The sequence below is a fragment of the Pseudoalteromonas sp. SM9913 genome (assembly GCF_000184065.1).
Lineage (GTDB): Bacteria > Pseudomonadota > Gammaproteobacteria > Enterobacterales > Alteromonadaceae > Pseudoalteromonas > Pseudoalteromonas tetraodonis.
Genome location: NC_014803.1, coordinates 1,234,746 through 1,259,556 on the forward strand (window position 1 = coordinate 1,234,746; position 24,811 = coordinate 1,259,556).

Consider the following 24,811-nt stretch of genomic DNA (forward strand, 5'->3'; position numbering starts at 1 on the left):
GATAGTCACTGCATTAGTTAATGGCTGAGCTTGAATGCGGATAGTGCCTTTGTTGCATAAAGTCTTCTAAAAACCATGCGGCAAACTCATGTCTGCCCTCTACATCGGCTTTACTATAGATGTCTGATGCTTGTTGGCGAACGGTTTTTTCTTTTGTGTTTCTTAGTGCGCTTATTTCTTTAAAGCTTAAGCCTTTAAGTAATAACATCGCGACTTCTTGCTCGCTACGAGTGAGTGTCCACTGAGAAAACTGCGTTTGTATAACACCACTGTATTGATGACGCGCGTCTTTCATTTCCTGCGATATGTTGTTTAACTGAGTCACAGAACTGTGTAATTCGCGCTTAAGGTTAATAATTTTTTTAGTTCGCGCGTTAATATCTTTAATTAAATACAGAGCACCCAAGGCAGAAATAATCACAATTAAGCTCTCAGTAAAAATATGCCACTGCGGCACCCCTAATTTTAAATCCATGATCACGTCAAAAAAATTTAACACCATGATCACCAATAGCGTTGCTGCGATTATTTTATCTCTCATTAAGTTCTCTAATATCAGTAGGTTAAATTTGCAATGGACATATGTACTGTACTGCCAAAATCAGGGTTTATAAGCATATTAAGGCGTATGCCTGATGCGATAACCCCACAAAAAAGGCATGGTTATTCTATAAAATTAATCACATGCGAACAAACCAAATGCAGTTAAATTTTACAAAAAAAACGCGTCATTTTTTGCGTATTCAATATACGTTATTTTTCTTCTTTACGGTGATTTTATTAACATTTAATCCTGTGTTTGCTTCGCAAAATTTAGCACCTGTAGGGCTTTCGTCACTCAGTGGTTTTGATGTTGAATTTGCGCCGATTCAAAAAACAGAGTTTATTAACGGGCAAAGTTTAATTGGTGAAGTTAATTTCAAACCTGGGGTCAATTATACGGTGCTGTTTGCGTTTGATGTACAGCAGGTTCGTTACTTATACCCTAACGGCAGCATGGTTGAAAAGGGCGCTACTATTGCAAGCGTTGAGGGCAGTGATGTACACCATTTTTTAGATGCCTATCAATCAGCAAAAGACATGCTTTCTATTGCTAAAAGCCATTACGACATAAACCAACAACACTTAAAAAACAAAATAATAAGAAGTTCTGAATGGGTTGAAATCACAAAAAGCTATTTTGAAGCCAAGCTAAATTTTGAACATATGCAACATCAAATGGCATTTTTAAACATTGATGATAATGAAAATGTGACCTTAGTGAGTCCAAAAACGGGCATTTTAAAACTCACTAATGAGTCGGGAAACCGTGTGATGGGTGACACCGCGTTTGATATTATCGATGCAAGTAGTATTCGCGTTAAGATTAAAGTCCCTCTTAGTTTTACCAACACGTTAGCGCATTTCAAGCTGTCACAAAGTTGCAGCTTAAATATTGAGAGCTATGACAGTATTGCAGATAAATACCATCAAATAGTGTGGGCGTCGCCAAGCTCAAATGAGTGCCAGCTTAGACTGGGGCAAACTATCAAAGTCACACCGGTAAATAAATTAACGGGCTTTAAAATAGCAAAGTCAGCGGTGTTTGAATTTGAAGATGTTAATTACATTGCTTTAAAGTCTGGCGATAACCTTGAGTTACTGCCGATTGAGCTCAAGGGTACACAAGGCAAAGACTATGTATTTACTGCCAATAAAAACCTAGATGATCAGCAGGTACTAATAAGCTCGGTAAGTGCGCTACAAGGTATGTTGCTTCACTTAGGGAGAGAGTAAATGTTAAACCAGCTTATTAAGTTTTCACTTACTCAGCGTTTGTTTGTTAGTATTTTTGTTATTGTTGCTATGGCCATTGGTGCTAAATCTTGGTTAAGTATTCCAGTGGATGCTTTTCCAGAAATATCACCTACTCAAGTTAAAATAGTTTACAAATTACCCGGCATGAACGCCCTTGAAATAGAATCGCAAGTAACACGGGTGATTGAAACCGAATTACTGGGTATTCCGTCACAGCAAATGCTGCGCTCTACCACTAAGTATTCTATTACCGATATTACCATTGACTTTGAAGAGGGCACCGACATTTATTGGGCCCGTCAGCAAGTTAATGAGCGTTTATTAAATATTTTGCCCACCTTGCCCAGTAATATTAGTGGCGGCATGGCGCCAATGAGCACGCCTTTGAGCGAGGTGTTCATGTTTACCATAGAAAGTACTCACTTATCGCTGATTGAAAAAAGAGAGCTTTTAGATTGGCAAATTCGTCCATTACTGCGCACTGTAACCGGCGTTGCTGATGTAAATAGCCTTGGCGGCTTTTCAAAAACCTATGAAATACTTCCCAATACTTTATTGATGCAACAGCATCAAGTCAGCTTTGATGAAATGAAGTTAGCAATCACGCAAACGAATCAAAACGGTGGCATAGGGCGCTTAGAAAAAGGCAACGACACCTTAATTTTGCGCACTGAGGGCAAATACACCGATATAACCGCCATTGAAAATACCGTGATTAAGTCCACTCAAAATAAGGTTATTCGGTTAAGTGATATTGCCACGGTACACGTTGGCAGTTTAACCCGTTATGGCGCAGTCACTAAAAACAGTGAAGAGGCGGTACAAGGGCTTATAATTGCGCTTAAAAATAGTAATACAGCGCAAGTTGTTGCAGATGTAAAAGATAAACTTCGCACCATTGAAGCGTCATTACCGCAAGGCACAAAAATTAATGTGTTTTACGACCGTTCTAACTTAATAAATACCGCAATTAGCACCATTACCAGCGCATTAGGCCAAGCGATTATTTTAGTGATAGTGCTACTTGCCTTGTTTTTAGGTGATATTCGCTCTTCATTGGTGGTGTCTTTGTCTTTACCTATGTCGGCATTGCTGACGTTTATAATGATGAAGCAGTTTGATTTATCGGCTAATTTAATGAGTTTAGGCGGCTTAGTGATTGCCATTGGTATGCTGGTGGACTCATCGGTAGTTATTGTTGAAAACATAGTGAATCGGTTGGCTAATAATCAGCACCTCCCTCGGCTGCATGTTATTTATCGCGCCTGTAAAGAAGTCGCGGCGCCAGTGTTCTCAGGCACAATTATTATTATTATCGTGTTTTCACCGCTATTAATGTTAACAGGGTTAGAGGGCAAGTTATTTACCCCAGTGGCGCTCACTATCGTGTTTGCCATGCTAAGTGCGCTGTTGTTGTCGTTAACGGTTATTCCAATTTTAGCCTCATTGTTATTAAAAAATGAACCCGTAACCCAGCCTAAAATGGTCACGCTATTACAAGGTTTTTATACTAAAACACTTGCCCAAGCAATTAAAAAGCCGGTGGCTATTAGTGTTATATCGGTAGCTGTTTTAGTGCTCAGTGGGGTGTTATTTCAGGGGCTTGGTAAAAGCTTTATGCCCGTTTTAGATGAAGGCGACATTATTGTGCAACTGGAAAAATCGCCGAGTATTTCCTTGCAAGCCTCGCTGGATATCGATAAACAAATTGAAGCCACACTGCTAAAAAACACCCCAGAAATCGTACAAATTGTTGCCCGTACCGGCTCCGATGAACTCGGGCTTGATCCTATGGGGTTAAACGAAACCGATGTGTTTATGGAATTAGCGCCAAAAGATACGTGGCGTTTTGACTCCAAAGCGCGGCTAATCGAGGATATTCGACAAACACTTACGCAATTTCCAGGGGTAAATATTGGCTTTACTCAGCCAATACAAATGCGGGTATCAGAAATGCTCACCGGTGGCACCGGTGATATTTCGATTAAAGTATTCGGTAATGACATTGCGACACTTGCCTCATTAGCTGAAAAAATCACGGCACTTGCCACTAATATTGACGGCGCAAGTGATGTGCAAATGGCGCTTATTGAAGGGGGTAAATACGTAAATATTAAACTTATTCCTGAGGTTGCCAGTCAGTTTGGTTTAACCACCGAAGGATTAAGCGATTATTTAAAGTCGCAATTAGAAGGCCTACAGGTATCGGCACTGCAAGAAGGAAACCGCGTGATCCCTATTGTGTTTAATGCACAAAAAGGCGAAAGCGCAGCACACTTTGAGTTATCGTCAATGAGCGCATTAAAACAAAAGTTAATTTTAATGCCCGACAACAGCCTACTACCACTTGAAGAGGTGGCTAATATTAGCTTTAAAACGGGGCCATTGTTAATAGAGCGAGAAAAAGCAAAGCGCTTTGCTTCTGTAAGCGTTAATGTGGATAACCGCGATGTGGTTAGTTATGTAAATGAACTGGAAGCTAAAATTAATAGCAGCATAAAGTTACCCAGTGGTTTTACCTTGTCGTTTGGTGGCGAATTTGAAAGCCAGCAACGTGCAACACAAAACTTGCTGGTGCTTATTCCTGTGGCATTAATACTGATTTTCATTATTTTATTTACCACGTTTAAATCCTTATCTAAATCAACGCTGATAATTGCTAATATTCCGTTTGCATTAATGGGGGGAGTGATTGCCCTATTTATTAGTAATGAATACCTCTCGGTGCCTGCATCGGTTGGTTTTGTTGCTTTACTTGGCGTAGCGGTACTCAATGGTATTGTGATGATCAGCTACTTTGAGCAAATAAAAATGTTTTCTGCCAATGTAACGCAGCGCATTTTAGATGGCGCAAGCAGACGCCTTCGCCCAGTGTTAATGACAGCCACAACCGCCATGTTTGGTTTACTGCCACTGGTATTTGCCACCGGCCCCGGCGCTGAGATTCAAAAGCCATTGGCGATTGTGGTTATTGGCGGGTTAATTACCTCAACAATTACAACACTTTATTTATTACCTATCTTTTATGGTTGGTTGGAGAAAAAACATGGCTGAACAGTTACTTTTTACCCTAAATGTACCCACAAACATAAAAGATGACGTGGTTGATATATTAATTGGCATAGACTGCATTACCGGCTTTAACTTAAAAAACATTGAAGGCTACAGTAAAGAGCACAGTGAATTTGACATTGCCGAGCAAGTAGAAGGGCATCGCAGCTTTTATCAGTTTGAGGTGCATATATTATTACCTGAACTTGCCATAGTAAAAACGGCGTTAAGCCCTGTTTGTAAGTACACGCCGTTAAAATATTGGGTTACGCCTATAGTTGAAAGCGGGCATATTGTTTAGCTTTTTGTATTAGGTTTATTTTATAAGCTACTTCAATTGGATTGATATTTGAGCTTATTTAATTGATCTTAACAACTTATCAATGTTTAATGAGGCGATATGTCTTAACTGATTTTTATTATGCACTTTCTCAATAAGTACTTCTTACTTAACGATCATCATACTGCCCATGATGAAGTCGCACACTGGCGGGTGAGTGCACTACGGATAATTTTAACGCTCGTTACTTTGCTCTGTTTTTTGGTCGTTTGTTATACATACACCCGCGCAATTGAATTTAACCTAATTTATATTGCAGTTATTACTATTAGTTTTTTCACTATTGCTTTTAGTCTTTTATTAGCAAGTAAGCGATTTTACACATTTAGTGCAAATGCACTTCTATTAACTATCGTTGCCGGTAGTTTATCAATGAATTTATTTTTAACTGACTTAGAGCTTGCCAAGGTGGGTTCTATGTTTATGTATTCATGTCCCATCATTGCTCTTATGCTACTCGGTTACAGAACGGCTTTGGCCTACGGTATTTTAAACATCATACCTTTTTACATGATTATTAATAATGTTGATTTATCCGGCTATTCAGGAATAGCAAGCCAATTACCAGAAGCTGACTTATATATTACAGGCCTAATATTTTTATTTTTTAATATTTGTATCCCACTTGCCACTGCGCGAACAATTGTTGCTGCCAAACGTTTAAACAAAACCATGTTAAATGCTAATAGCTTCCTTAAAGATAAAAACGAGCTTTATCGCACCTTATTTACTGAATCTAATAAAGCTAAAATTATTGTCGACGAAAATTTAGTAATTACAGATTTAAATCAACATGCTATTGAAATGTTTGGATTAAAAAACAGCTTGAAAGAAAAGGCTGTCAGAATTGATGGGTTATTCCCTGCACTTAATAGCAAAGAGTTAAATATAAAAAATCAAATCATAGAATATAAGAGTCGCTACTATAAGAGTAATTATCAGCAAATAGCAATGAGTACAAATTATCGAGTGTATGACTTTTATGATTGCACGCAAGAGCAGTTAATTAAACAAAACTTGTCTATGATGGAGCAAGAGAACAAACGTCTAAGGTTTAGAGACTCGCAAACGAAATTGCCTAATCGAGAGTGGTTTGAAATGCAATGCGATAGGTTAACGTCTAAATACCAAAAAGGGTTTTATATTGTCGTTACACAAAGCGCAAATAGTGAATATTTAAATTTAAAACTTAACAAAGCTGACTCGCAATCATTGCTAATTACTGCTTATAAGCGCTTAAAAGCAATGTCAGAGGGGCCTTTGCTTTGTGCGTCTATAGAAGGTGGCAAACTTGGCTTTATTATTGGTTCAAGCTCAAGTGAACAGCAAAACAAGTTATTAATACAAATTAAAAGCACCTTAGATCAAGCTTATGATGTGTTTGGTACTAATTACCAACAATCATTTTTATTTGGTTTTGCTAAGTGTCCTGAGCATGGTGAAAATAGTGCGATTGTTCTTAGTAATGCGTGTGAGGCGCTCAAACTCGCAGACTATAACTCGCCATTTAATGGTTACAATCAAAAACAATCACAGGCCTTTATGGAAAAGTATGAAATTTCCATGTTACTTGATGAAGCTTTGCAACAAAATGATCTGTCAGTACATTATCAACCTAAAGTGAATGCAAAAGGTGAATGTATAGGGCTTGAAGCATTAGCTCGTTGGCATAGCTCTGTACTTGGCAGTGTATCGCCCGCTGTATTTATTCCTATTGCAGAAGAGTATAGAATGATTAGCCGATTAACGGACTTAATTATTCAAAAAGTCTGCGCTCAAATTGCCCAATGGAGTAAAGTTGGTTTGCCACTTTTACCCGTAGCAATAAACATATCTTTACTCGATTTTAGCCAAGCTGATTTTATGTCAAAGTTGGTAAAATATTTGGCGGATTTTAATGTAAAACCGAATCAAATAGAATTAGAGCTTACTGAAACGTCACTTGAGGCTAACCAAGTTCACTCTCTAAAACTTATGCAAACTCTGCAAGATTGGGGGTTCACTATTACAGTGGATGATTTTGGTGTTGGATACTCGAATATTGCACGACTTGCTGATTATCCCATTGATAAACTTAAATTGGATCGCTCTTTAATAAGTAAGGTTACAAGCTCTACACGCCAAAAAAGCTTAGTTAAAGCCGTGCATGTGATGTGTGATGAACTTAATATTAAGTGTGTAGCCGAGGGAGTAGAAACCGAAGAACAGGTCCTAATAATGTCCGAAATGGGATGTAAAGAGTTTCAAGGCTATTACTTTTCTAAACCTATGAGTGCTCAGGTTTATGCTGAATATATAAATCAAAATGGTCTGCTTTTTACGACAAAAAACTTAGCTACGGCGAAAAGTAGCTGAATTTAACAACTAGGTTCTAGTGACCTTGTTGGATTGATATTTGTTTAAACTAGGGTAAAAAACTCTTTGGTGTTAAATGCTGCTGAAATATCTCAGCAGCATTTTAGCTGTACTAGCTTATTCAAACACTCCTTTTATAACTGCATGGGTGTTTTGCACCATTAATGTGCCGTTAGCCCATACATACTCAGGGGTTAGGGTCTCTTTATCGAGAAGGACAACATCCGCGTCGCTCGCTGCTTTAAGACGGCCTTTATCAACTCCTAAAATATCGGCAGGATTACTGGTTATGCTCATTAAAGCGTGCTCAATAGGGACGTTATATTCTTTGACTGCTTGCTGAAACGAGGTTAATAAAGATGCCTCTTTGCCCACCTCAAGCCCTAATAAATTAAAGTCTTTATCAAAAATAGGTAAACTGGCATGGCCATCTGAGCTCATAGTGAGTTGATTTGGTGCTACGCCTTGTTCTAAGCAGTAGGCAAGGGCATGGGCTGCTGCATATTCACCATGGGCTAAATCATAGTCGGTTGTGCTGGTGGTAAAGTCGATAGTACCGCCCTGATCACAAAAGTGAATACCGGCATCAAGAAGTGCTTTATTGCGGTTCATATGCGTAGGATAAAACTGTTTAAGCTTAATATCACTTTGCTCAGCCACCTGATGTAAAATAGTTAAATGGCTATCAACAGGGCCAACATGAATACTCACAGTGCCTTTTTTACCACTGAGCATACCGGCTACTTTGGCCTCTGCTGCCAATTCTGCTAATTGCTGTACCGTAGGTTGGCTACTACGATGATCAGAAATCGCCACTTCGCCAACACCTATAAACTCCTCTATATACATGATGTCGTCAGTAATTGAGTGGGTGAGTGTTTTCGCGGGTAAATGATACGAACCGGTATGGCAAAATACATTCAGCCCTTGCTCTTTTAGGCCTTTTGCTTTGGCAACCAAGTTGGTCAGTGTACGTGAGCTTGAATCGGTACCCAGTGCGGCCACCACCGTGGTGGTGCCCGATAAGGTTGCATCTGTTAGGTTCATTTCAGGGGTGCGGCTGGCAAATCCAGCCTCGCCACCGCCACCGGTAATATGCACTAAAGAATCAACAAACCCCGGCGCAACCAGCTTATTTTTACCGGCAATCCGTTTGACGAGTACACTGCTGTCGAGGGTTATATTTTCGTCAATAGCAATGATTTTACCACCGCCAATTAAAACATCTTGTGTGCCTAGGAAGGTAGGTGCATAAACGGTTGCACCTTGAATTAAAGTTAACATAACAAATTCTTTTTATTGATAATTAATAAAGTAAGCAAGAAATATAAAGCCGCTTGCTAATACAAAAAGTGCTAGGGCAAAGCGCCAAATAAACGCAGCCCATTCTCCCCAATCTAATTTCACTACCCCTAAACAACCAATTAAACTAGCTGAGGTGGGAATTAAAATGTTGGTTAATCCATCGCCTAATTGAAAGGCCAATACCACAATTTGCCTTGATACATTGAGCAAATCGCCAAGTGGAGACATCAGTGGCATAGTGATGGCAGCTTGCCCTGAACCCGATGAAACAAAAAAGTTAAATACACTTTGAAACACCAGCATTCCCCAAGCTGCAATGTAATCTGGCACACTGGCTATGCTGTTTGCACAGTAATAAAGCAGGGTGTTGAGGGTTGAGGGAGTGGTTAAATCACTACCCCCTAATAGTAATACAATGCCTTTAGCCAATGCGACCAATAACGCCGCTGGCAATAATTCTTGTGCACCGTGTTTCAACGCATCCGCGCACTCATTCGCGGTTAGCTTTTTAAACACGATGGCAATTATTGCACTGATAAGGCCAATGCAAAAAAACTGTGCAGCAAGCTCAGGAATATAATATTGGCGCGCCATCACCCCCCATACAACCCAAGCTATGCCCAATACAAACACTAATAATGTGAGTGCATCGGCTAGGCTAAGTTTAATCGTTGGCTGATCACCCGTTTTTTGGGGTTGTGTTTTTATCCGTTTTGCATAGCGTATAGTAAACACAAGGCCTACAAGGGTAAAACAAGCCCATGCTAACATACGAAAGCCCGCACCTGAAAACACTGGGATTTCAGCTATCGATTGCGCTATAGCAATGCTAAAAGGGTTCATCCATGAGGTGGCAAAGCCTATTTGCGTGGCCACATAAGTTGTAAGTACAGTGACTTTAGCGTCGTAGCCAAGTTGTTGCATAATAGGGAGCAGCACAATACAAAAGGCAATAGCCTCTTCGCCCATACCAAATACCGCGCCGCCTAACGAAAATAGTAAAAACAGTAAGGGAATAAACAGCCATTCAACCCGCTGGGTCTTATTAATAAGTGCCATAATACCGTTATTAATCGCACCGGTTTTCATAATAATGCCAAAGGCACCGCCAGTGATTAAAATAAACGCCATTACGCCAATCGCTGCACCATATTTATCACCCGACACGAGGCCTTCAAACAATACATTAGCTAAACCAATCTCGCCACCTTGTGCAAAAACAGGTGGTGATTGTTGGTCGTTAACGGCTTGATATTGTGAAAGCTGCACAGTATGGCTGTCAGGCTCTGCATTAAATACCCCAGGGGTAATAAATACCGTGGCCATATAGGCAATCACAGCCACACAAAGCAAAATGATGCTTGCATCGGGCATAGAAAATTGTTTTTGTTTCATAATTTCACTTTAATAAAAGGTCATTGTGTTGATGCGTAAATAAACGCTTAAACGTACTTTAGCACTTAATAGGCAGTGTCACTGTAGCCATGACCTGTAATAAAAGGAATGCCGCAAAGCGTTTGCTTTGCGGCTAAGCGGTTAAAAACGGTAGCTAATACTTAATTTGTAATTAGCACCTAGGGCATTATGGTTGATTGAATCAAAGCCACGGCTTGAACCATAAAGTGTGGGTGGCTCTTTATCAAAAATATTATTGATGCGCGCGCGCAAAGTCAGCGATTTATTAACATAGTAACCCGCTGATAAATCCCAAACGAGCCAGTCATCAACCTGATGCTCACCTTTTGAGTCTAATACGCCAAGTGAATCTAGCTCATCAATTTCACGGCTACGCAGGCCTTCTATATCATCCTCGTAGCTGCTGGTGTAGTTTGCACCTAAGTTAAGGTAGTAACTTTGCGCTTCCCAATCTATTGACATACGCGCAATATTTTCAGGATAACGATATGTACCCACTAGCTTTTCAATTGAGTCTGAGCCCGGTTTGTTGCGTTCAAATTCAAGGTAGTGAGTACCGTCAAAAGCGAAGGTTAAGTCGCCGCCAGATAACGCAAAGCGATGGTCAAATTTAATATCAATACCCGCTAACGTTTGTGTACCAGTGTTTTCAAGCGGAATGACATGGTCGCGGAATAAGGGTAAGTAGTCTTCACCAGGACGGGGATTAAAGTTATCTGGGTTTTTATCGCCAGCTTTGTTATCTTCATCAACATAGTTAGCTAAAATCTCAGTTAAATTAGCGCCGTCTTGCTCTATGTTTAAACCACTGTTGTCGGTGACATCACATAATGCTTCATCGTACGATATGCCTTGCTCGCCCGGTGGTACAATGCCACAGTGACGAAGTGATGCATCGGTTATGGCGCGATCTAACACAGCGGTCATGTTGGTATCGATTACTTCTTCATGATCAAACTGCCAATAATCAATGGTTAAATTAGTATTAGCCGAGGGACTCCATGCAAAACCAACACTAATAGCCTCAGATTCTTCTGCATTTAGATTTGGGTTACCTAACTCTAACGAATTAACACTCACTTGGGTGCCATCACCCATACAGTATAAATCGGCTACAGCTTGGTTTGCACCACAGTCAAAAGTAGATTGTGTGGTTCTTAATTTAACGCCAGCCTGTGTTAATGATGGTGCTCTAAACGAGGTTGACCATGAACCACGAACAACTAACGAATCAGTTGGGCGATAGCTCAAACCTATTTTAGGATTAAAGGTGCCACCAAAATCATCGTAATGATCGTATCGACCTGCTGCTTGCAGCTCTATTTGCTCTGTGAGTGAAATACTTAATTCAGCAAACGCTGCATATTGAGTGCGATCGGCTTCTGATAAACTAGAGCCAAAGCCAAATACATCAACAAGATAGTCTTTATCTGCTTGAGCTTGTGAATCAAGCGAAGGAATGTCGCTTAGCTCTTCACGGCGTGCTTCTACCCCAAATGAGGCATAGGCAGGTAGGTCGTTAAAGGTAAATAGCTCACCATTAAAATTAGCATCCCAGCCGTAAACTGTACTTTCTCCGCTGCGTGTTGGGCGAGCTTGCGCTGTTGCCAAAACGGCATCATTAGCGGCGTCGCCTTGAAGGAAAGGGTTGTAAAAAGGCAGCAGTTCTCCCGATGCACAGTTTAAGTCAGTACCGTCATAACTTGCCAGCGTACCGTCTGAACATAGCTCGCCGGTGATAGCGCCATGGAACTGGTAACGATTATAAACTCCTGCAATCGCTTCTTGCTCTGAACGTGAGCGAGAAAAGGTTACCCCAGATTCCCAACCCCAATCACCAATTTCACCACTTAGACTGCTTACCAAGCGAAAGTTTTTCGTTTCTACTTCCACCGTTCTTGGGGCATTAAAGCGCGCATCAAATGCAAAACCATACACTTCTCGACCACTTTGGGTATCAAATGGGTCAATGTAGAGTTGATCTAATAAATCATTACTACCATCGGCATTATCGTAAATAAATAAGGCGTCTTCTAAAACATACGGGCCGTCGTCGTCATTAATTTGGTTAATAGGTGAGGGCGATGAGTACGCTTTTGCCTTGGTCTGACTGTAAAAAAAGTCAGTATGCCATTGCATACCACCAAGCTCACTATTAAACATAAAGCCGGTTGAAATGCTTTCAAATGGCGTTTCTAGGTAATCATCTTGATTAGGGTAGTAAGCACAAATTTGTTCATCTAATTCAGTAGTAACTAATTCGGTTTTGCAGTTTGGTGATGGAAGTTCGTTACCATCTCGGCTGCTGAAATAATAAATATTAGGTGAGTTCTCCAGCTTAGGTAAATAGGAGTAACCATTCACTAAAGAGGGAGAGGCCGTGTAATTACGATCGGTCGCTTTAAAAGCGTTACGGTCATATATATCAGCAAATACCGTTAAATTACTTTCGCCTATTTTTGTACCATAAACTAAGTTTAATTGTTTTTTACTTTCGTCATGCTGATCAAAGCTATCGGCAAACGAAGTATTGATTTCAGCGCCTTCAAAATCATCTTTTAAAATATAGTTAATAACACCTGCCACAGCATCGGCACCATAAACGGCTGATGCGCCTGTGGCTAAAATATCAATGCGCTCAATGGCGGCTAGTGGAATAGAGTTTACATCTACAAAGTTTTCAGTACCTGCAGCAAATGAACTAGGTGCAACTCTTCGCCCATTTATTAATGTCAGCGTTGCTGATGGCCCCATGCCTCTTAAGCTCGCAGCTGATTGACCCGCTGGTGTTGAGGTAGACGTACCGCCACTTTCAGAGGTTGAAAATGTGCCGCTTCCGCCCTTAAAAACAGATAAATCTTTGAGTAATTCATGAATGGTATTAGCGCCAGAGCGTTTGATTGCATCTTGGTCTAGTACGGTTAATGGGATAGTTCCTTCAAGATCAACGCCTTTTAAGCGAGATCCTGTTACTTCTACTCGTTCAATGTTGGTGTCGGTGTTGGTTTCTTGTGCATGTGCAAAAGTGATCGGGTTCAGTAATGCGCTTACTGTGGCCGCAATTGTTAGTTGACGAAACATCTTAAATACCTTTTGTCTTTTAAGCGCACAAAAACATACAAACAGATCTGTGGCTTTTAATTGTTATATTTTTAGACAGGGCAGTGGTGAAATGACACGCTAAGCCCCTCACTGTGAAAAAGTGAGGTGGTGGGCTACTCGTCAAACCACTCCGAAAGATAGTGTGGTGAGTAGAAATATGTTGTAAGCAAACGTGCTTTTTTAAACATAATTCTCATTCCAAAAGGTTTTTGACAAAGCCAGCAAAGGGGTGCTAGCTTACTCGCGTTTTAAAGTTCCTTTTTTTTATAGCAAGTGAGAGACGCTCTCGCAAGTTATTTCTTATAATTTTTTACATGAGTATAACATAATGGAACGAATATATTTACCAAACAAACGGTTAGCTAAATCGCGCATAATAACGGCTCTTTTTTCGTTTTTTATTGCTTTTTCGCTGCAGTTAAGCGCAAAAGAATCTGAACAAACGTTAGTATTAGTCGGCGGTGCACTCACAACGTGTGCTAGTTTAAGCCCTAAAAATTGTGAAAAAAACACACAAATTCCGGGTAAAATACATAATGTATTTACGCTCTCCCACGCTAAAATTAGTCAAATAAAGCAACAATGGCCAAGTAAAAATACGCAAGCTAAAAACAAAACTATTAAAAATTTAGCAACAATGCAGGCTAAATCATCACCCACATTGTCAAAAAAAGAGCTGTTATGGTTATGGCGCGATATTGATAGTAAACAGCTCAATAGTTTAACGGATCAAGAATACAATTTTGTAATAGATATGCTTGAAGTAGCGCAGCTGCAGGGCGACAATACGCGACTAAAAGAGCAGGTCAATACCGCGCTTAATAGCGAATCCGCCGCGACAGATATTTTGCAATTTATATCGGGCAGTTTAAAAGTAAAAAGTACTAACCCGAGCATACTAGCCATTACCGCCTCAAGCAGAGACCCTTATGAATCTGCTGATTTTTACGAAGGATTACTTCGTTTTCCCAATATAAATTCACAATGGCTTGCATTAACTCCTGCGCTTGCTAAAGCAATAACTACCAATAAATGTGATGATTTAAACACGCTTAGGCACTCTGAAATGGGGCTATATCAACGTGAACATATTTACCCTGATCGCACTCAAGCAGAATATTTGCTGTGTAAAAACGGCACAGGCGCTTTAGTGCAGCTAATCAAAAATAGTACCGGTGTTATGTTTAATGGCGGCGATCAAAGCTTAACGCGCAAGGTATTGTTTGATGAAAATAATCAGCCATATCCATGGACAAAAGCGTTACAGTCTCGCCCTGTTGTAGGTACAAGTGCAGGCACCGCAGTGCAAAGTGGCGGGCAAGCGCACGGTGGTAATGTGGTTATGATCACTAATGGCACAAGTTTATCGGCATTGAAAGAAGGCGCGCAAGCCATTGATGCGCCCAGTGAGCGCTCAAACAGCGATAGTTTAACTTACAACCGCTTTGGGGGTTTAGGCACATTTAGTTACGGTGTACTCGATACACACTTTAGCGAGCGAAACCGTACATTAAGACTAGGCACTTTGCTCGACAGCTTTGGTGCAAATCAAGCTCAACCCGCATTTGGTTTTGGTGTAGACGAAACCACCGCCTTAGTGGTTATTAAATCTGAATCAGGGAATTTAATGACCGTAATTGGTAAAAATGGTGTGGTGATGGTTAAATCAACAGGGCAGGCTCAGGCTGAAACTAAAACCTACAGTTACTCGTACTGGCCTGCTGGCAGTGTGATTGATATTAAAAATAATGATTTTACCTTAAGTCAGCGCAGTATTAGCCAAGCATTGCCAGCAATTAAAATACCGCCTTTGCCGGTTCAGCGTTTCGGCAATATTTTAACGGATGCCAAATTGCGCTCTTTAACGCAAGCCATGTGCTTGAGCCAAGAACAAACAGCTGTTGGTCAGCAAGATGCGTTTATTATTAGTCTATCAACTAAGCCTGAGTCGGCTTATCACCGTATTAGTGCTGAGCAGTATGGCTGTGCGGTGAGTAATTTAGAAATTTCAGTGAGTACCTTTTAATTTAATTAAACACGCTGCTTAGTTGATTTTAGATTAAGCGGCCATACTATACTTAAAGCGTGTTATTAAATCACAACAAAAGGAAGGTTCATGAGTAAAGTAGCGGTTATTTATTTTTCTGGATATGGCCATACCAAAAAAGTGGCGGAATTTGTGGCTGATGGAGCAAACGCTCAGCTTATTGCAATCGATGAAAATGGTGATATTAAAGACACCGATTGGGATGCATTAAACAATGCAGACGCCATTATTTTTGGTGCACCTACCTATATGGGCTCATACCCTTGGCAGTTTAAAAAGTTTGTCGATGCCACCTCTAAAGTGTGGTTTACCATGGGTTGGAAAGATAAAGTGTTTGGCGGTTTTACTAATAGCGGCAGCCTAAATGGCGACAAACAAGTCACCCTAATTAGTATGCAAACGTTAGCTTCACAGCATGGTGGACTTTGGGTAAGCCTAGGGTTACCACCCGCCAATAAATTGGAATCAACCCGTCAAGACATCAATAACTTAGGCGGTTCGGTTGGCGTATTAGTACAATCACCTACTGATGCTGACGAAACGGCTATTCCATCAGGCGATTTAGAAACGGCTCGTTTATACGGTGAGCGCGTTGCTGAAATAGCAAAACGATTAAAGTAAAAATGACCTAAATTAAGTTTATTTAATCCGTAAAGCCACACTTAATTAGTGTGGCTTTTTAGTTTGATAGCCCCAGTTCTTGCTTATGCTCAAGTTGATATAAGCTTGAATATTCACGTTTATGCACTTCAAATAAATACGCTCTCAGTTGCTCTTTACCATGGTGAATATGCTTTATTTTAGCTGCTATGCCACACTCACTGTGCCTAACGGGTTCTATGTCTAATGATATAGCCGCTTCATTGGGTAAAATAAATTGCATATTTTGTAACTCATCAAGTTCACTGTTTATTGATGTGGGTTTTAAAAATATTCCTGTGCTTGAGATAGATTCAATGCAAAAACCTTGGCTTTGAATATTTAATTCACTTAATCGCCAGCTACGTTGAGTGCCTTTAGTATCAATCACTTCTGGGGCTGCTAACACAGTACTGAAATGGCCTAATTCATCAGTTTTAAATTGAAGTGGAAACCACAGTTGGTAATGAGCTACTTCTGCTAATAGGGTTAATTTAGCCTGACCAAGTAAATGCGCAATACCATCTGGTATTGATGTTTGTACTGTTAGTTTTGTTTCATTAATTAATGCTGTACTTTGACTAGGTTCAAACAACCCAGATAAAAAGTTAATTTCTTCGTCAGACAAATCCATGTATTTTCCTTAATACGTAAATCGTAGATTCTATTCCTTACAAGGTTACTGCCCAATGAATGACCAGTTTATTATTTTGTAAGATTTGGCCTGTACGGCTTTATTTTTATACAATTTATAATCTCAGCTTTCCTGGCTGGATTTATAAGCAATTGATTTAAATTAATTATATTTTCTTTTAAGCTTGTTTAGTTAAATCACTGAATAAATCTTTTGGTATTCTAACCCCAATAACAGCAATAAGTTAAGTAATAAAGTGTACAAAATTAAAGCGCTCTGCAACGTTTTTATACCAACTATGCGTAAATGAGACTTAGGTCTAGCTTACGAAGCATAAGGAAATACTTAGAATAGCGCCCAAATAATAATGGGGTTTAAGGGGTTCCAAATGCAATTAGAACGAATTCGTCGTAGTGACTTACACAACAAAGTGATGTCTGCAGAGCAGGCCAGTTTATTTATTAAAGACGGCATGACCGTGGGCATGAGTGGCTTTACTCGTGCTGGTGAAGCGAAAGCTGTACCACGTGCACTTGCCGAGCGTGTACGTGAAAACCCAATGAAAATTAACCTAATGACGGGCGCGTCATTAGGTAACGATTTAGATAAGCTACTTACTGAATCAGGTGCGTTAGCGCGTCGTATGCCATTTCAGGTAGACAGCACATTACGTAAAGCAATTAACAACGGTGAGGTCATGTTTATTGACCAGCATTTATCAGAAACTGTTGAACAGTTACGTAATCATCAGTTAACTATGCCAGATGTAGCGGTCATTGAAGCCGTAGCTATTACAGAAGAAGGCCACATAGTACCTACAACGTCAGTGGGGAACTCAGCAAGCTTTGCTATTTTTGCTAAAGAAGTAATTGTAGAAATTAACATGTTACATCAGCCAGAGCTTGAAGGGCTGCACGACATATACATTCCATCGTATCGTCCTACGCGTACTCCAGTGCCGCTAGTGAAAGTAGATGACCGTATCGGTAGTACTGCTATTCCAATCGATCCGGCTAAAATTGTGGGTATTGTATTTACCAATCAAAGTGACTCATTTTCAACAGTAACCGACCCAGATGCCGATACCGCCTCTATTGCCCGCCATTTAGTTAACTTTTTTAAAGAAGAAGTAGCGCAACAGCGCATGCCTGCAAACTTAGGCCCATTACAAGCGGGTATTGGTAACATAGCCAATGCAGTCATGATGGGTTTATTAGACTCAGATTTTAAAGACCTCACTATGTACTCAGAGGTACTACAAGATTCTACCTTTGATTTAATTGATGCGGGTAAACTTAATTTTGCTTCTGGGTGTTCAATTATTTTATCAGAGCGTTGTAACGCACAAGTATTTAATAACCTTGAAAAGTACCGCGATAAGCTAGTACTTCGCCCACAAGAAATGTCGAATCACCCTGAAATTGTGCGTCGTTTAGGTATTATTGCAATTAACACGGCACTTGAGTTTGATATATATGGCAACGTTAACTCAACCCATGTATGCGGTACTAAAATGATGAACGGTATTGGTGGTTCAGGCGACTTTGCACGTAATGCCCATGTATCGGTGTTTGTAACTAAATCAATTGCTAAAGGCGGCGCTATTTCAAGCGTGGTACCTATGGTAAGCCACGTCGATCATACCGAGCACGATGTTGATATTTTAGTGACCGAGCAAGGCCTTGCTGATTTACGTGGATTAGCGCCACGCGAACGGGCTGTTGAAGTAATTAAACACTGTGTACACCCAGATTATCGCAACGCTATGCTTGATTACTACGAGCGTGCTTGTGTACGTGGCGGCCATACGCCTCATATTTTAGAAGAAGCATTCAGCTGGCATACCCGCCTTGAACAACAAGGCACAATGAAGCAAAGCTAATACTTAAAACCCCGCATTTGCGGGGTTTTTACAAATACTTTTAATTTTGCTTTACAGAATGTTGTTATGACTTTGCCTATAAGGTGGTTTAAGTTTTTACTGTGTGCTGTAAAATAACCGCATATTATTGACAGACTCGCTATGGCGAGCAACACATAGAGCAACCACAATGGAAAACAAACTAACTGCAATCGACACCCTCGCTGAACTTGAAAGCTTTTTACTGCAAGTTGAAAACGGCGGCTTAGGTTTAACCGGCGTAGCAGGCGTGGGCATGGCAACTAACAATGCTGACGGCAGCCGTTTTGTTGCGGTGTTTGATGACAAGCAACAACTTTTATTAGCACGCGAAATTACCGAAGAGATTTTTCAAAGCGGCCAAGACATGGTGCGCAACGGCGTAGGGCGTAAGCATTAATTCCTTGCTACTAATCTAAAAAGCGCCAAATGGCGCTTTTTTTGTGGTTTATTTTAAACAGTTGTTAAATATAAAATAAATTTATACTAACGGTGCTCTTTGTAATGGTTTTACTATATAGAAACAAATAATCGATAAGGTGAGATTATGATGATTCAACCGTTATTAGGTGTTAGTTAGTATGGACTTTATTGCTACCGCATTTTTCTTTTTAGTTCTTCTAATCGCTTTATCTATTGTTTGGAGCACGCTAAAAACGGGAATTTCACCGATGATGAGCTCAAGCAAAGCGCGACAAGCTATGCTTAATGCAATAAGCATGGATGAAAAAGGCGCATTAATTGATTTAGGTTCAGGTTGGGGAACGCTCGTTATAGCGGTTGCCAAAAAGCATCCTAATAAACAGGTTATTGGCTATGAGTTATCGTGGTTTCCCTGGTTAATTTCAATGCTTTTTAAATATAGTTTAGGTTTAGATAACCTTACCCTCTATCGTAAAGACTTTAAAAATGCCGATTTTAGTACAGTGTCTACTCTGGTGTGTTACTTGTTTCCAGGTGGTATGGTAGCGCTTGAAGAAAAGTTAAAACATGACGTAGTTAATAATAAAATCACTATTGTGAGTAACACCTTCGCTTTGCCATCATACAAACCAACTAACGTTATCAAGCTTAAAGATTTTTACCAAACACCGATTTATGTGTATCACTGGCAACCCAAATAGATGAGTATTATTTCGGGTCAGTGCTTAGTGGATGTCATATTTTTTATCCATAAGTTCATCTTCTCTGCAGACATTGGTTTGGCAATATAATAACCTTGCCCATGATAGCAACCCATGCCTATAAGTACTTTTTCGAGCTCTTGTGACTCTATCCCCTCTGCAACTAGGTTATACCCAAATGCTTTACTTAGCGCCACGATACACGTAACGATGGACTTGTCTTCATGGTCTGATAGGAGCTTTTTAACAAAGCTTTGATCTATTTTTAATGTATCTAAAGGTAATTTTTTTAAGTAACTCAACGAAGCATAACCTGTACCAAAGTCGTCTAGCGCAATACTTACCCCTAAATCGCGGCAGCCATTGAGAACGTCGACTGCTTGGTCAACGTTTCCAATTGTAGTGCTCTCTAAAATTTCCAATTCGAGGGTTTTTGGTTTTATATTATTAGTGCTGATGAGTAACTCTCTGAGGTTTTCAACAAAGCCCTCACTAAGTAAATGAGCTGGAGAGATGTTTACACTCATAGAAAGATGATTTCTTGTCCAAATTTTATGCTGTTTTAAGGCCTCAGCAAGTACCCATTCACCAATTAAAATACCAATGTGTGGATGCTCTAATGCCTCTGAAAAGTGACCAGGATAAAGTAAACCCAAAGTAGGGTGATTCCAGCGTATTAAGGCTTCAACGCCAATCAACTGGTGATCCATCAAATTTACCTTTGGTTGATAATGTAAAATAAACTCTTTGCGAGCAATGCCTTTTTCAGCAGCCAATAATAAATCATGTTTTGCATGCCTTAGGCTTTCTTCTTCTGGATCAAAAAACAGAATTCGGTTTGTTCCTGATCTTTTTGCTTGGTACATTGTTTGATCGGCTCTGCGTAAAATGTCATCACAAGTTAAGCCATCATCACTGGGAAGTGCAACGCCGATGCTGACTGAAATTTGAACGGAGCACGAAAACTCTGCTAATTTTATTGGGTCGTTTACCTCAATCAGCACCTCTTGTAACAGAGTCTCATATTCTTGTATCGTGTGCGCAGCCCCTCTTAATAAAAAGATAAACTCATCTCCGCCAATACGCGCGAGTGTATCTTCTTTGCGTAATGTGCTTTTTAGTCTTTGGGCAATAGTTTTCAAAACGAAGTCACCGGTTTCGTGACCGTATTTGTCATTAATGGGTTTAAAATTATCTAAATCTAAATAGGCAACGGCGAGCTTTTGCTCAGATGTAATGGCCTGTTGGAGTTGATCAATTAAAATAGGGCGGCTTGCTAAGCCTGTTAGGCTATCGTAGTGTGCCATGTCATGAAGTTTTTTTTCTAAGTTTGCGCGTTGAATTGAGCTAGATATAGAGTGTATCAACTGATCGCTTTTTAATTGATTTTTAAGTAAATAATCGCTTGCTCCTAGCCGCATAGCTTCTGCTGCTATTTTTTCATCTCCTAAGCCCGTGATCATAATCACAGCACAGTGGTTATTTTCAGTCTTTCTAATATTATTTAGCAGGGTAAGCCCCGATCCGATACCTAATCGGTAATCAACTATGACACAATCAAACTCACCATGTTCAAGGTAAGACATCGAACTTTCAATAGAGGATGCCTCTGAAATTTTCGCCTGTATATTTGAGCGAGATATCATACGACGTATTTGTTCTCTATCAACCGCATCGTCATCAACAATGAGTAGGTTAATACTGTCGCAGGTTTCAAAATTATCTATTGAAGTTATCATATCCATATCTCTTGCAAAATGGCTTATTCAAGCTCAACGGCATGTATATAAGCATCCATAAGTGTCGCTAATTTGGCAAACTGCGGGCCAATTGCATGTTTAACCATGTAACCTGCTACGTTGTTATGGTACGCGCGAGTACGATCGTTATCCTCATTGGAGGTCGTGAGTATAAATACAACGGTATCGTTTAATTTTTTATCTTTACGAATATGCTCTAAAAATTCAAACCCATTCATCACTGGCATATTCAGGTCTAGCAATACTAAGTAGGGCTCTGATATTACTTTTTGTTGTGCTTTTTCTCGTAACGCATCTAACGCAAGTTTTCCATTTTGTTTCCAAATTATTTTAATTTTAGGATCCACTTTTTTTAGGCTTCTTGTTACGGCTTCCGCGGCAACATCATCGTCTTCAACAAGCAGTATAGATAGATTTTTGATCATAAATTCTCTTTCCTTGCAAAGCGCGGCCACCAAACATGAAATGTAGACCCTTTTTGCGGTTCATTTGAGCTAACGGAAATGCGCCCACCATGAGCTTGTGCCAGACGCCGACTAATAGACAGCCCAATACCTGAGCCTGACTTATCGTCAGAGGTTGTTTGAAATAAACTAAAAATACGTTCGTAAGCTTCTGGTGGTATACCGGGGCCATCATCAGTCACAGTGATATGGCAAAGCGTATTTTCTGCTACACAACGAATCTCTATAGTTCCCTCTTTACTGTCGTGATGTTTAATGGCGTTACTTAATAAATTGCGGACAACGGTTTCAAGTGGCGTCCATGCAGTGACGATAGTATCTAATTGAACGTCTTTATGAAGCTTCATTCCAGCAGGTAAATCTAATAGTTCGGTAACGTTAGAGATTAATTTATGCATATCGATTACTTGAGTATCTAGGGTAGCTTTGCCAGCTCTTGCATAGGCCAATAAATTATCAATTAACGTCTCCATTTTATGAATACGATCATCAATACGCGTTAAGTTGTACTCTACTTCAGGCGTGGTAGTGCCTAAATCTTCTTTTATCCATTCAATTAAGTTTGAAATGCCACGCAATGGAGAGCGTAAATCATGAGAGGCCACATAGGTAAACTCTTTCAGGCTAGTGTTATTTTCTCTTAGCTCAGTTTCCATTTGTTTTCGTTCTGTTATATCTAACAACGAGACAAACACCATGTCTTCATCATTGGTGTTTATAAAAGGACTCAAGCCTACTTCAACCGGGAATTCTTTACCGTCTTTGTGTAACGCGGTTAAATCTCTACCTACTCCCATACTTCTTACACTGGGTTCACGGTGAAATGAATGACGAAGTGCTGAGTGATGCCCTTGGTAGCGCTGCGGTAATAACATTTCCATTTTTTTATCGAGTAGTTCTATTTCACTGTAACCAAAAGATTTACATAACGATTGATTAACCGCTTGAATAATGCCCGCTTGGTCAACTATTAACACACCATGTGGTGCAGCTTGAATAGAGCGTTGAAACATATTATTAGCGCGCAGCCTTTGCGATATATCAACCAGTGTGGCTAAAACTAATTCTTGTTGTCCTTGTATTGGGTTTAAACCTATTTCAATTGGGATTTGCTTACCACTTTTTTGACTCGCAAATAACTCACGGCCTTCACCCATTAAGCGTTTTCGAGGGTTAGCAAAAAACTGACTCATCAAGTGGGTATGATTGGCTTTAAATTGAGCTGGAAGTAAATTATCTATGTTCATCCCTATGAGTTCTGAATCCTCATAGCCCAGTATTTCAGACAGTTGATTATTGGCAAAAAGGATCTGAGCATCAGTATTAACTACCATTGCCCCCATGGGTAAACAATTAACTAGTTGAGTTAAAAATGCTTCATCCATATTTACAGTTAAACTTGGTGAGTTAGATTTTTTATTTACTTTTTTAAGGTCCATCAAGCATCCCGCAAGTAAATTTAGTTCCCATAATATAGTAATAGTCGAACAAGTAATGAACAGCAAATCTAGCGAAAGATCATGTTATATAAATGCCCATTTTAATAGTTTCTTCTTATATTTTAGCGAGTCATTATGGTTAAAAAAGGCACATTGATTTAGGATCGGGTTGGGGTATGTTGGTTTTAGTGCGTATTAAATATAGTTTGGGTTTAAATAACCTTACTCTTTATCGCAAAGACTTCAAAAATGCTTATCACAGTACTGCGTCTACTCAGGTGTGTTACTTGTTTCCTGTTGGTATGCTAGCGTTTGAAGATAGACTCAAATATGATGTAGCTAACAAAATGACCATGGTGAGTAATACCTTCGCTTTGCCATTACATAAACCAACTAAAGTGATCAAACTTAAATATTTCTACCAAACGCCTATTTATGTGTGGCACTCGCTACCAAAGTAAACTTTGCCTGAAGTCTTAACACAAACGGCAGCAGCTTTGTCGCGATTTTTAATTGCGATACTTATTGGTGCAATAAGCTAATACTGCTTGAAGCTGATAAACTTTATCTCAATGCTCATAATAAAACTATAGAATTAACAAAAGAGCTTGAGAAAAATAGAAATGCATACCGAAAGCTTGTATTCGATAATGAATCACTTAATGGAAAGATGGATTTAATTAAATCTGAAACATGTAAGCTTAATAACGTATTTAAGCTTAATACACTAAGCAATATAACTACACCAACAAAGAATGAATTGATACTAGCAATACAAAGCTTAAGAAATATTGACAAAATATTGAAAGAGTAGTTTATTTGAATAGTTTGTAACCCGCACCCTGCGGGGAGGGCTATGCGTGTAAGAAAGCTCCAAAATGAAACTTCTTCTCAAACGCTTTCTAACTCCCGCCGGTATCTATGGAACATTCGGTGAGCTGTATGTATAACATACGTTATTTTGTTACACCGTTGAGCTTGAGTTGAAGAAAACCATAGGGGTAAATCTTGACTTCAGACATTACGGCTATTTAGCATCTACTCATAGCTGCATATCAATGACCTCAAACCAATACATCAATAATTAAAGCAGTTACGTGCTTCTTTATTATTTGAAAAGTATTTAACTGTGGGGTCACATAATCTCAATATCTTTGAAATCATAAAAAGCAGGAAAACAGTCAATAAATTGGTTGGTGCGATAAATGTGCGATATTTTTTATTATTAAATTAGCTAGTACGAAAGTAAAATGGTTTTTATTGGATGAAACTGAATTCTGAAGAGTTTTAAATGGTCGGTATGGAGAGATTCGAACTCTCGACCCCTGCCACCCCATGACAGTGCGCTACCAAGCTGCGCCACATACCGACTTCGACTGCAATAGTACGTGTATTTTTAAAAAAATCAATAAGCATTTGTTTGTTTGGATGTTTATTG

Annotated in this window: 18 protein-coding genes and 1 tRNA gene; 10 read left to right on the plus strand and 9 right to left on the minus strand. The window is 39.6% G+C overall.

Annotated features, from left to right (window positions below; genetic code table 11):
* Window positions 1-13 precede the first annotated feature (13 nt).
* Window positions 14-541: a helix-turn-helix transcriptional regulator gene (locus PSM_RS05710; RefSeq protein WP_013464615.1), complete on the minus strand. Its 528-nt coding sequence runs from the start codon at window positions 539-541 to the stop codon at window positions 14-16.
* 158 nt (window positions 542-699) lie between these two features.
* Between PSM_RS05710 and PSM_RS05715 the strand changes: the two genes are divergently transcribed.
* From PSM_RS05715 to PSM_RS18350, 4 genes are all read left to right on the plus strand, one after another.
* Window positions 700-1,776, plus strand: coding sequence for a hypothetical protein (locus PSM_RS05715; RefSeq protein WP_013464616.1), 1,077 nt, complete (start codon window positions 700-702; stop codon window positions 1,774-1,776).
* Complete coding sequence (locus PSM_RS05720) at window positions 1,777-4,851, plus strand: efflux RND transporter permease subunit (RefSeq protein WP_013464617.1); 3,075 nt, start codon at window positions 1,777-1,779, stop codon at window positions 4,849-4,851. It begins immediately after the preceding gene.
* Window positions 4,844-5,149, plus strand: a complete 306-nt coding sequence (locus PSM_RS05725) for a DUF3240 family protein (protein WP_013464618.1) — start codon at window positions 4,844-4,846, stop codon at window positions 5,147-5,149. Before PSM_RS05720 ends, PSM_RS05725 begins: the two co-directional genes overlap by 8 nt.
* Before the next feature lie 120 nt (window positions 5,150-5,269).
* A complete protein-coding gene (locus PSM_RS18350; RefSeq protein ID WP_016899758.1) occupies window positions 5,270-7,543 on the plus strand; it encodes an EAL domain-containing protein in 2,274 nt (757 codons plus the stop codon).
* 117 nt (window positions 7,544-7,660) lie between these two features.
* Here the strand turns inward: PSM_RS18350 and iadA are convergent, their stop codons facing one another.
* From iadA to PSM_RS05745, 3 genes are all read right to left on the minus strand, one after another.
* Complete coding sequence (gene iadA, locus PSM_RS05735; RefSeq protein WP_013464620.1) at window positions 7,661-8,827, minus strand: beta-aspartyl-peptidase; 1,167 nt, start codon at window positions 8,825-8,827, stop codon at window positions 7,661-7,663.
* A 12-nt stretch (window positions 8,828-8,839) separates the two neighbouring features.
* Window positions 8,840-10,243 carry a putative basic amino acid antiporter YfcC gene (gene yfcC, locus PSM_RS05740; RefSeq protein ID WP_013464621.1) on the minus strand — a complete coding sequence of 468 codons (1,404 nt, stop codon included), beginning with the start codon at window positions 10,241-10,243 and terminating at the stop codon, window positions 8,840-8,842.
* 141 nt (window positions 10,244-10,384) lie between these two features.
* Window positions 10,385-13,345, minus strand: coding sequence for a TonB-dependent receptor domain-containing protein (locus tag PSM_RS05745; protein ID WP_013464622.1), 2,961 nt, complete (start codon window positions 13,343-13,345; stop codon window positions 10,385-10,387).
* Window positions 13,346-13,694: 349 nt separating this feature from the next.
* On the opposite strand from PSM_RS05745, the gene PSM_RS05750 reads away from it, so the two are divergent.
* Both PSM_RS05750 and PSM_RS05755 read left to right on the plus strand, forming a co-directional pair.
* Window positions 13,695-15,392 carry a cyanophycinase gene (locus tag PSM_RS05750; protein WP_013464623.1) on the plus strand — a complete coding sequence of 566 codons (1,698 nt, stop codon included), beginning with the start codon at window positions 13,695-13,697 and terminating at the stop codon, window positions 15,390-15,392.
* Window positions 15,393-15,482: 90 nt separating this feature from the next.
* Entirely contained in the window at window positions 15,483-16,034 is a 552-nt protein-coding gene (locus PSM_RS05755; protein ID WP_013464624.1) for a flavodoxin family protein, read from the plus strand.
* Window positions 16,035-16,092: 58 nt separating this feature from the next.
* Here the strand turns inward: PSM_RS05755 and PSM_RS05760 are convergent, their stop codons facing one another.
* Window positions 16,093-16,686 (minus strand): hypothetical protein, encoded by a 594-nt coding sequence (locus PSM_RS05760; RefSeq protein WP_013464625.1) that lies wholly within the window; start codon window positions 16,684-16,686, stop codon window positions 16,093-16,095.
* Window positions 16,687-17,074: 388 nt separating this feature from the next.
* Between PSM_RS05760 and PSM_RS05765 the strand changes: the two genes are divergently transcribed.
* From PSM_RS05765 to PSM_RS05775, 3 genes are all read left to right on the plus strand, one after another.
* Window positions 17,075-18,568, plus strand: a complete 1,494-nt coding sequence (locus PSM_RS05765) for an acetyl-CoA hydrolase/transferase family protein (protein ID WP_013464626.1) — start codon at window positions 17,075-17,077, stop codon at window positions 18,566-18,568.
* A 169-nt stretch (window positions 18,569-18,737) separates the two neighbouring features.
* Entirely contained in the window at window positions 18,738-18,986 is a 249-nt protein-coding gene (locus tag PSM_RS05770; RefSeq protein ID WP_008114111.1) for a hypothetical protein, read from the plus strand.
* A gap of 181 nt (window positions 18,987-19,167) precedes the next feature.
* The gene (locus PSM_RS05775; RefSeq protein ID WP_013464627.1) at window positions 19,168-19,710 is read left to right on the plus strand and encodes a methyltransferase; all 543 of its coding nucleotides are present in this window, start codon (window positions 19,168-19,170) and stop codon (window positions 19,708-19,710) included.
* A gap of 17 nt (window positions 19,711-19,727) precedes the next feature.
* Here PSM_RS05775 and PSM_RS05780 read toward each other — a convergent pair whose 3' ends face one another.
* From PSM_RS05780 to PSM_RS05790, 3 genes are read right to left on the minus strand one after another with little or no spacing between them, the layout of a single operon-like run.
* Window positions 19,728-21,449, minus strand: a complete 1,722-nt coding sequence (locus PSM_RS05780; protein WP_235190276.1) for a GGDEF domain-containing response regulator — start codon at window positions 21,447-21,449, stop codon at window positions 19,728-19,730.
* A 23-nt stretch (window positions 21,450-21,472) separates the two neighbouring features.
* Entirely contained in the window at window positions 21,473-21,895 is a 423-nt protein-coding gene (locus PSM_RS05785) for a response regulator (RefSeq protein ID WP_013464629.1), read from the minus strand.
* Window positions 21,892-23,373, minus strand: a complete 1,482-nt coding sequence (locus PSM_RS05790) for a PAS domain-containing sensor histidine kinase (RefSeq protein ID WP_013464630.1) — start codon at window positions 23,371-23,373, stop codon at window positions 21,892-21,894. The genes PSM_RS05785 and PSM_RS05790 overlap by 4 nt, the downstream gene beginning before the upstream one ends.
* 176 nt (window positions 23,374-23,549) lie before the next feature.
* Between PSM_RS05790 and PSM_RS05795 the strand changes: the two genes are divergently transcribed.
* Complete coding sequence (locus tag PSM_RS05795) at window positions 23,550-23,834, plus strand: hypothetical protein (RefSeq protein ID WP_013464631.1); 285 nt, start codon at window positions 23,550-23,552, stop codon at window positions 23,832-23,834.
* 831 nt (window positions 23,835-24,665) lie between these two features.
* Here the strand turns inward: PSM_RS05795 and PSM_RS05800 are convergent.
* Window positions 24,666-24,742, minus strand: a tRNA-Pro gene (locus tag PSM_RS05800).
* Window positions 24,743-24,811: the final 69 nt, after the last annotated feature.

Bases quoted from the DNA above. Each gene is read 5' to 3' on its own strand.
- PSM_RS05795 (WP_013464631.1), top strand. From the start codon at position 23,550: ATGTTGGTTTTAGTGCGTATTAAATATAGTTTGGGTTTAAATAACCTT.
- PSM_RS05765 (WP_013464626.1), top strand. From the start codon at position 17,075: ATGCAATTAGAACGAATTCGTCGTAGTGACTTACACAACAAAGTGATG.
- PSM_RS05710 (WP_013464615.1), bottom strand. From the start codon at position 541: ATGAGAGATAAAATAATCGCAGCAACGCTATTGGTGATCATGGTGTTA.
- PSM_RS05755 (WP_013464624.1), top strand. From the start codon at position 15,483: ATGAGTAAAGTAGCGGTTATTTATTTTTCTGGATATGGCCATACCAAA.
- PSM_RS05785 (WP_013464629.1), bottom strand. From the start codon at position 21,895: ATGATCAAAAATCTATCTATACTGCTTGTTGAAGACGATGATGTTGCC.
- PSM_RS05715 (WP_013464616.1), top strand. From the start codon at position 700: ATGCAGTTAAATTTTACAAAAAAAACGCGTCATTTTTTGCGTATTCAA.
- PSM_RS05770 (WP_008114111.1), top strand. From the start codon at position 18,738: ATGGAAAACAAACTAACTGCAATCGACACCCTCGCTGAACTTGAAAGC.
- PSM_RS05775 (WP_013464627.1), top strand. From the start codon at position 19,168: ATGGACTTTATTGCTACCGCATTTTTCTTTTTAGTTCTTCTAATCGCT.
- PSM_RS05750 (WP_013464623.1), top strand. From the start codon at position 13,695: ATGGAACGAATATATTTACCAAACAAACGGTTAGCTAAATCGCGCATA.
- iadA (WP_013464620.1), bottom strand. From the start codon at position 8,827: ATGTTAACTTTAATTCAAGGTGCAACCGTTTATGCACCTACCTTCCTA.
- PSM_RS18350 (WP_016899758.1), top strand. From the start codon at position 5,270: ATGCACTTTCTCAATAAGTACTTCTTACTTAACGATCATCATACTGCC.
- PSM_RS05725 (WP_013464618.1), top strand. From the start codon at position 4,844: ATGGCTGAACAGTTACTTTTTACCCTAAATGTACCCACAAACATAAAA.
- PSM_RS05780 (WP_235190276.1), bottom strand. From the start codon at position 21,449: ATGATAACTTCAATAGATAATTTTGAAACCTGCGACAGTATTAACCTA.
- PSM_RS05720 (WP_013464617.1), top strand. From the start codon at position 1,777: ATGTTAAACCAGCTTATTAAGTTTTCACTTACTCAGCGTTTGTTTGTT.
- yfcC (WP_013464621.1), bottom strand. From the start codon at position 10,243: ATGAAACAAAAACAATTTTCTATGCCCGATGCAAGCATCATTTTGCTT.
- PSM_RS05760 (WP_013464625.1), bottom strand. From the start codon at position 16,686: ATGGATTTGTCTGACGAAGAAATTAACTTTTTATCTGGGTTGTTTGAA.
- PSM_RS05790 (WP_013464630.1), bottom strand. From the start codon at position 23,373: ATGGACCTTAAAAAAGTAAATAAAAAATCTAACTCACCAAGTTTAACT.
- PSM_RS05745 (WP_013464622.1), bottom strand. From the start codon at position 13,345: ATGTTTCGTCAACTAACAATTGCGGCCACAGTAAGCGCATTACTGAAC.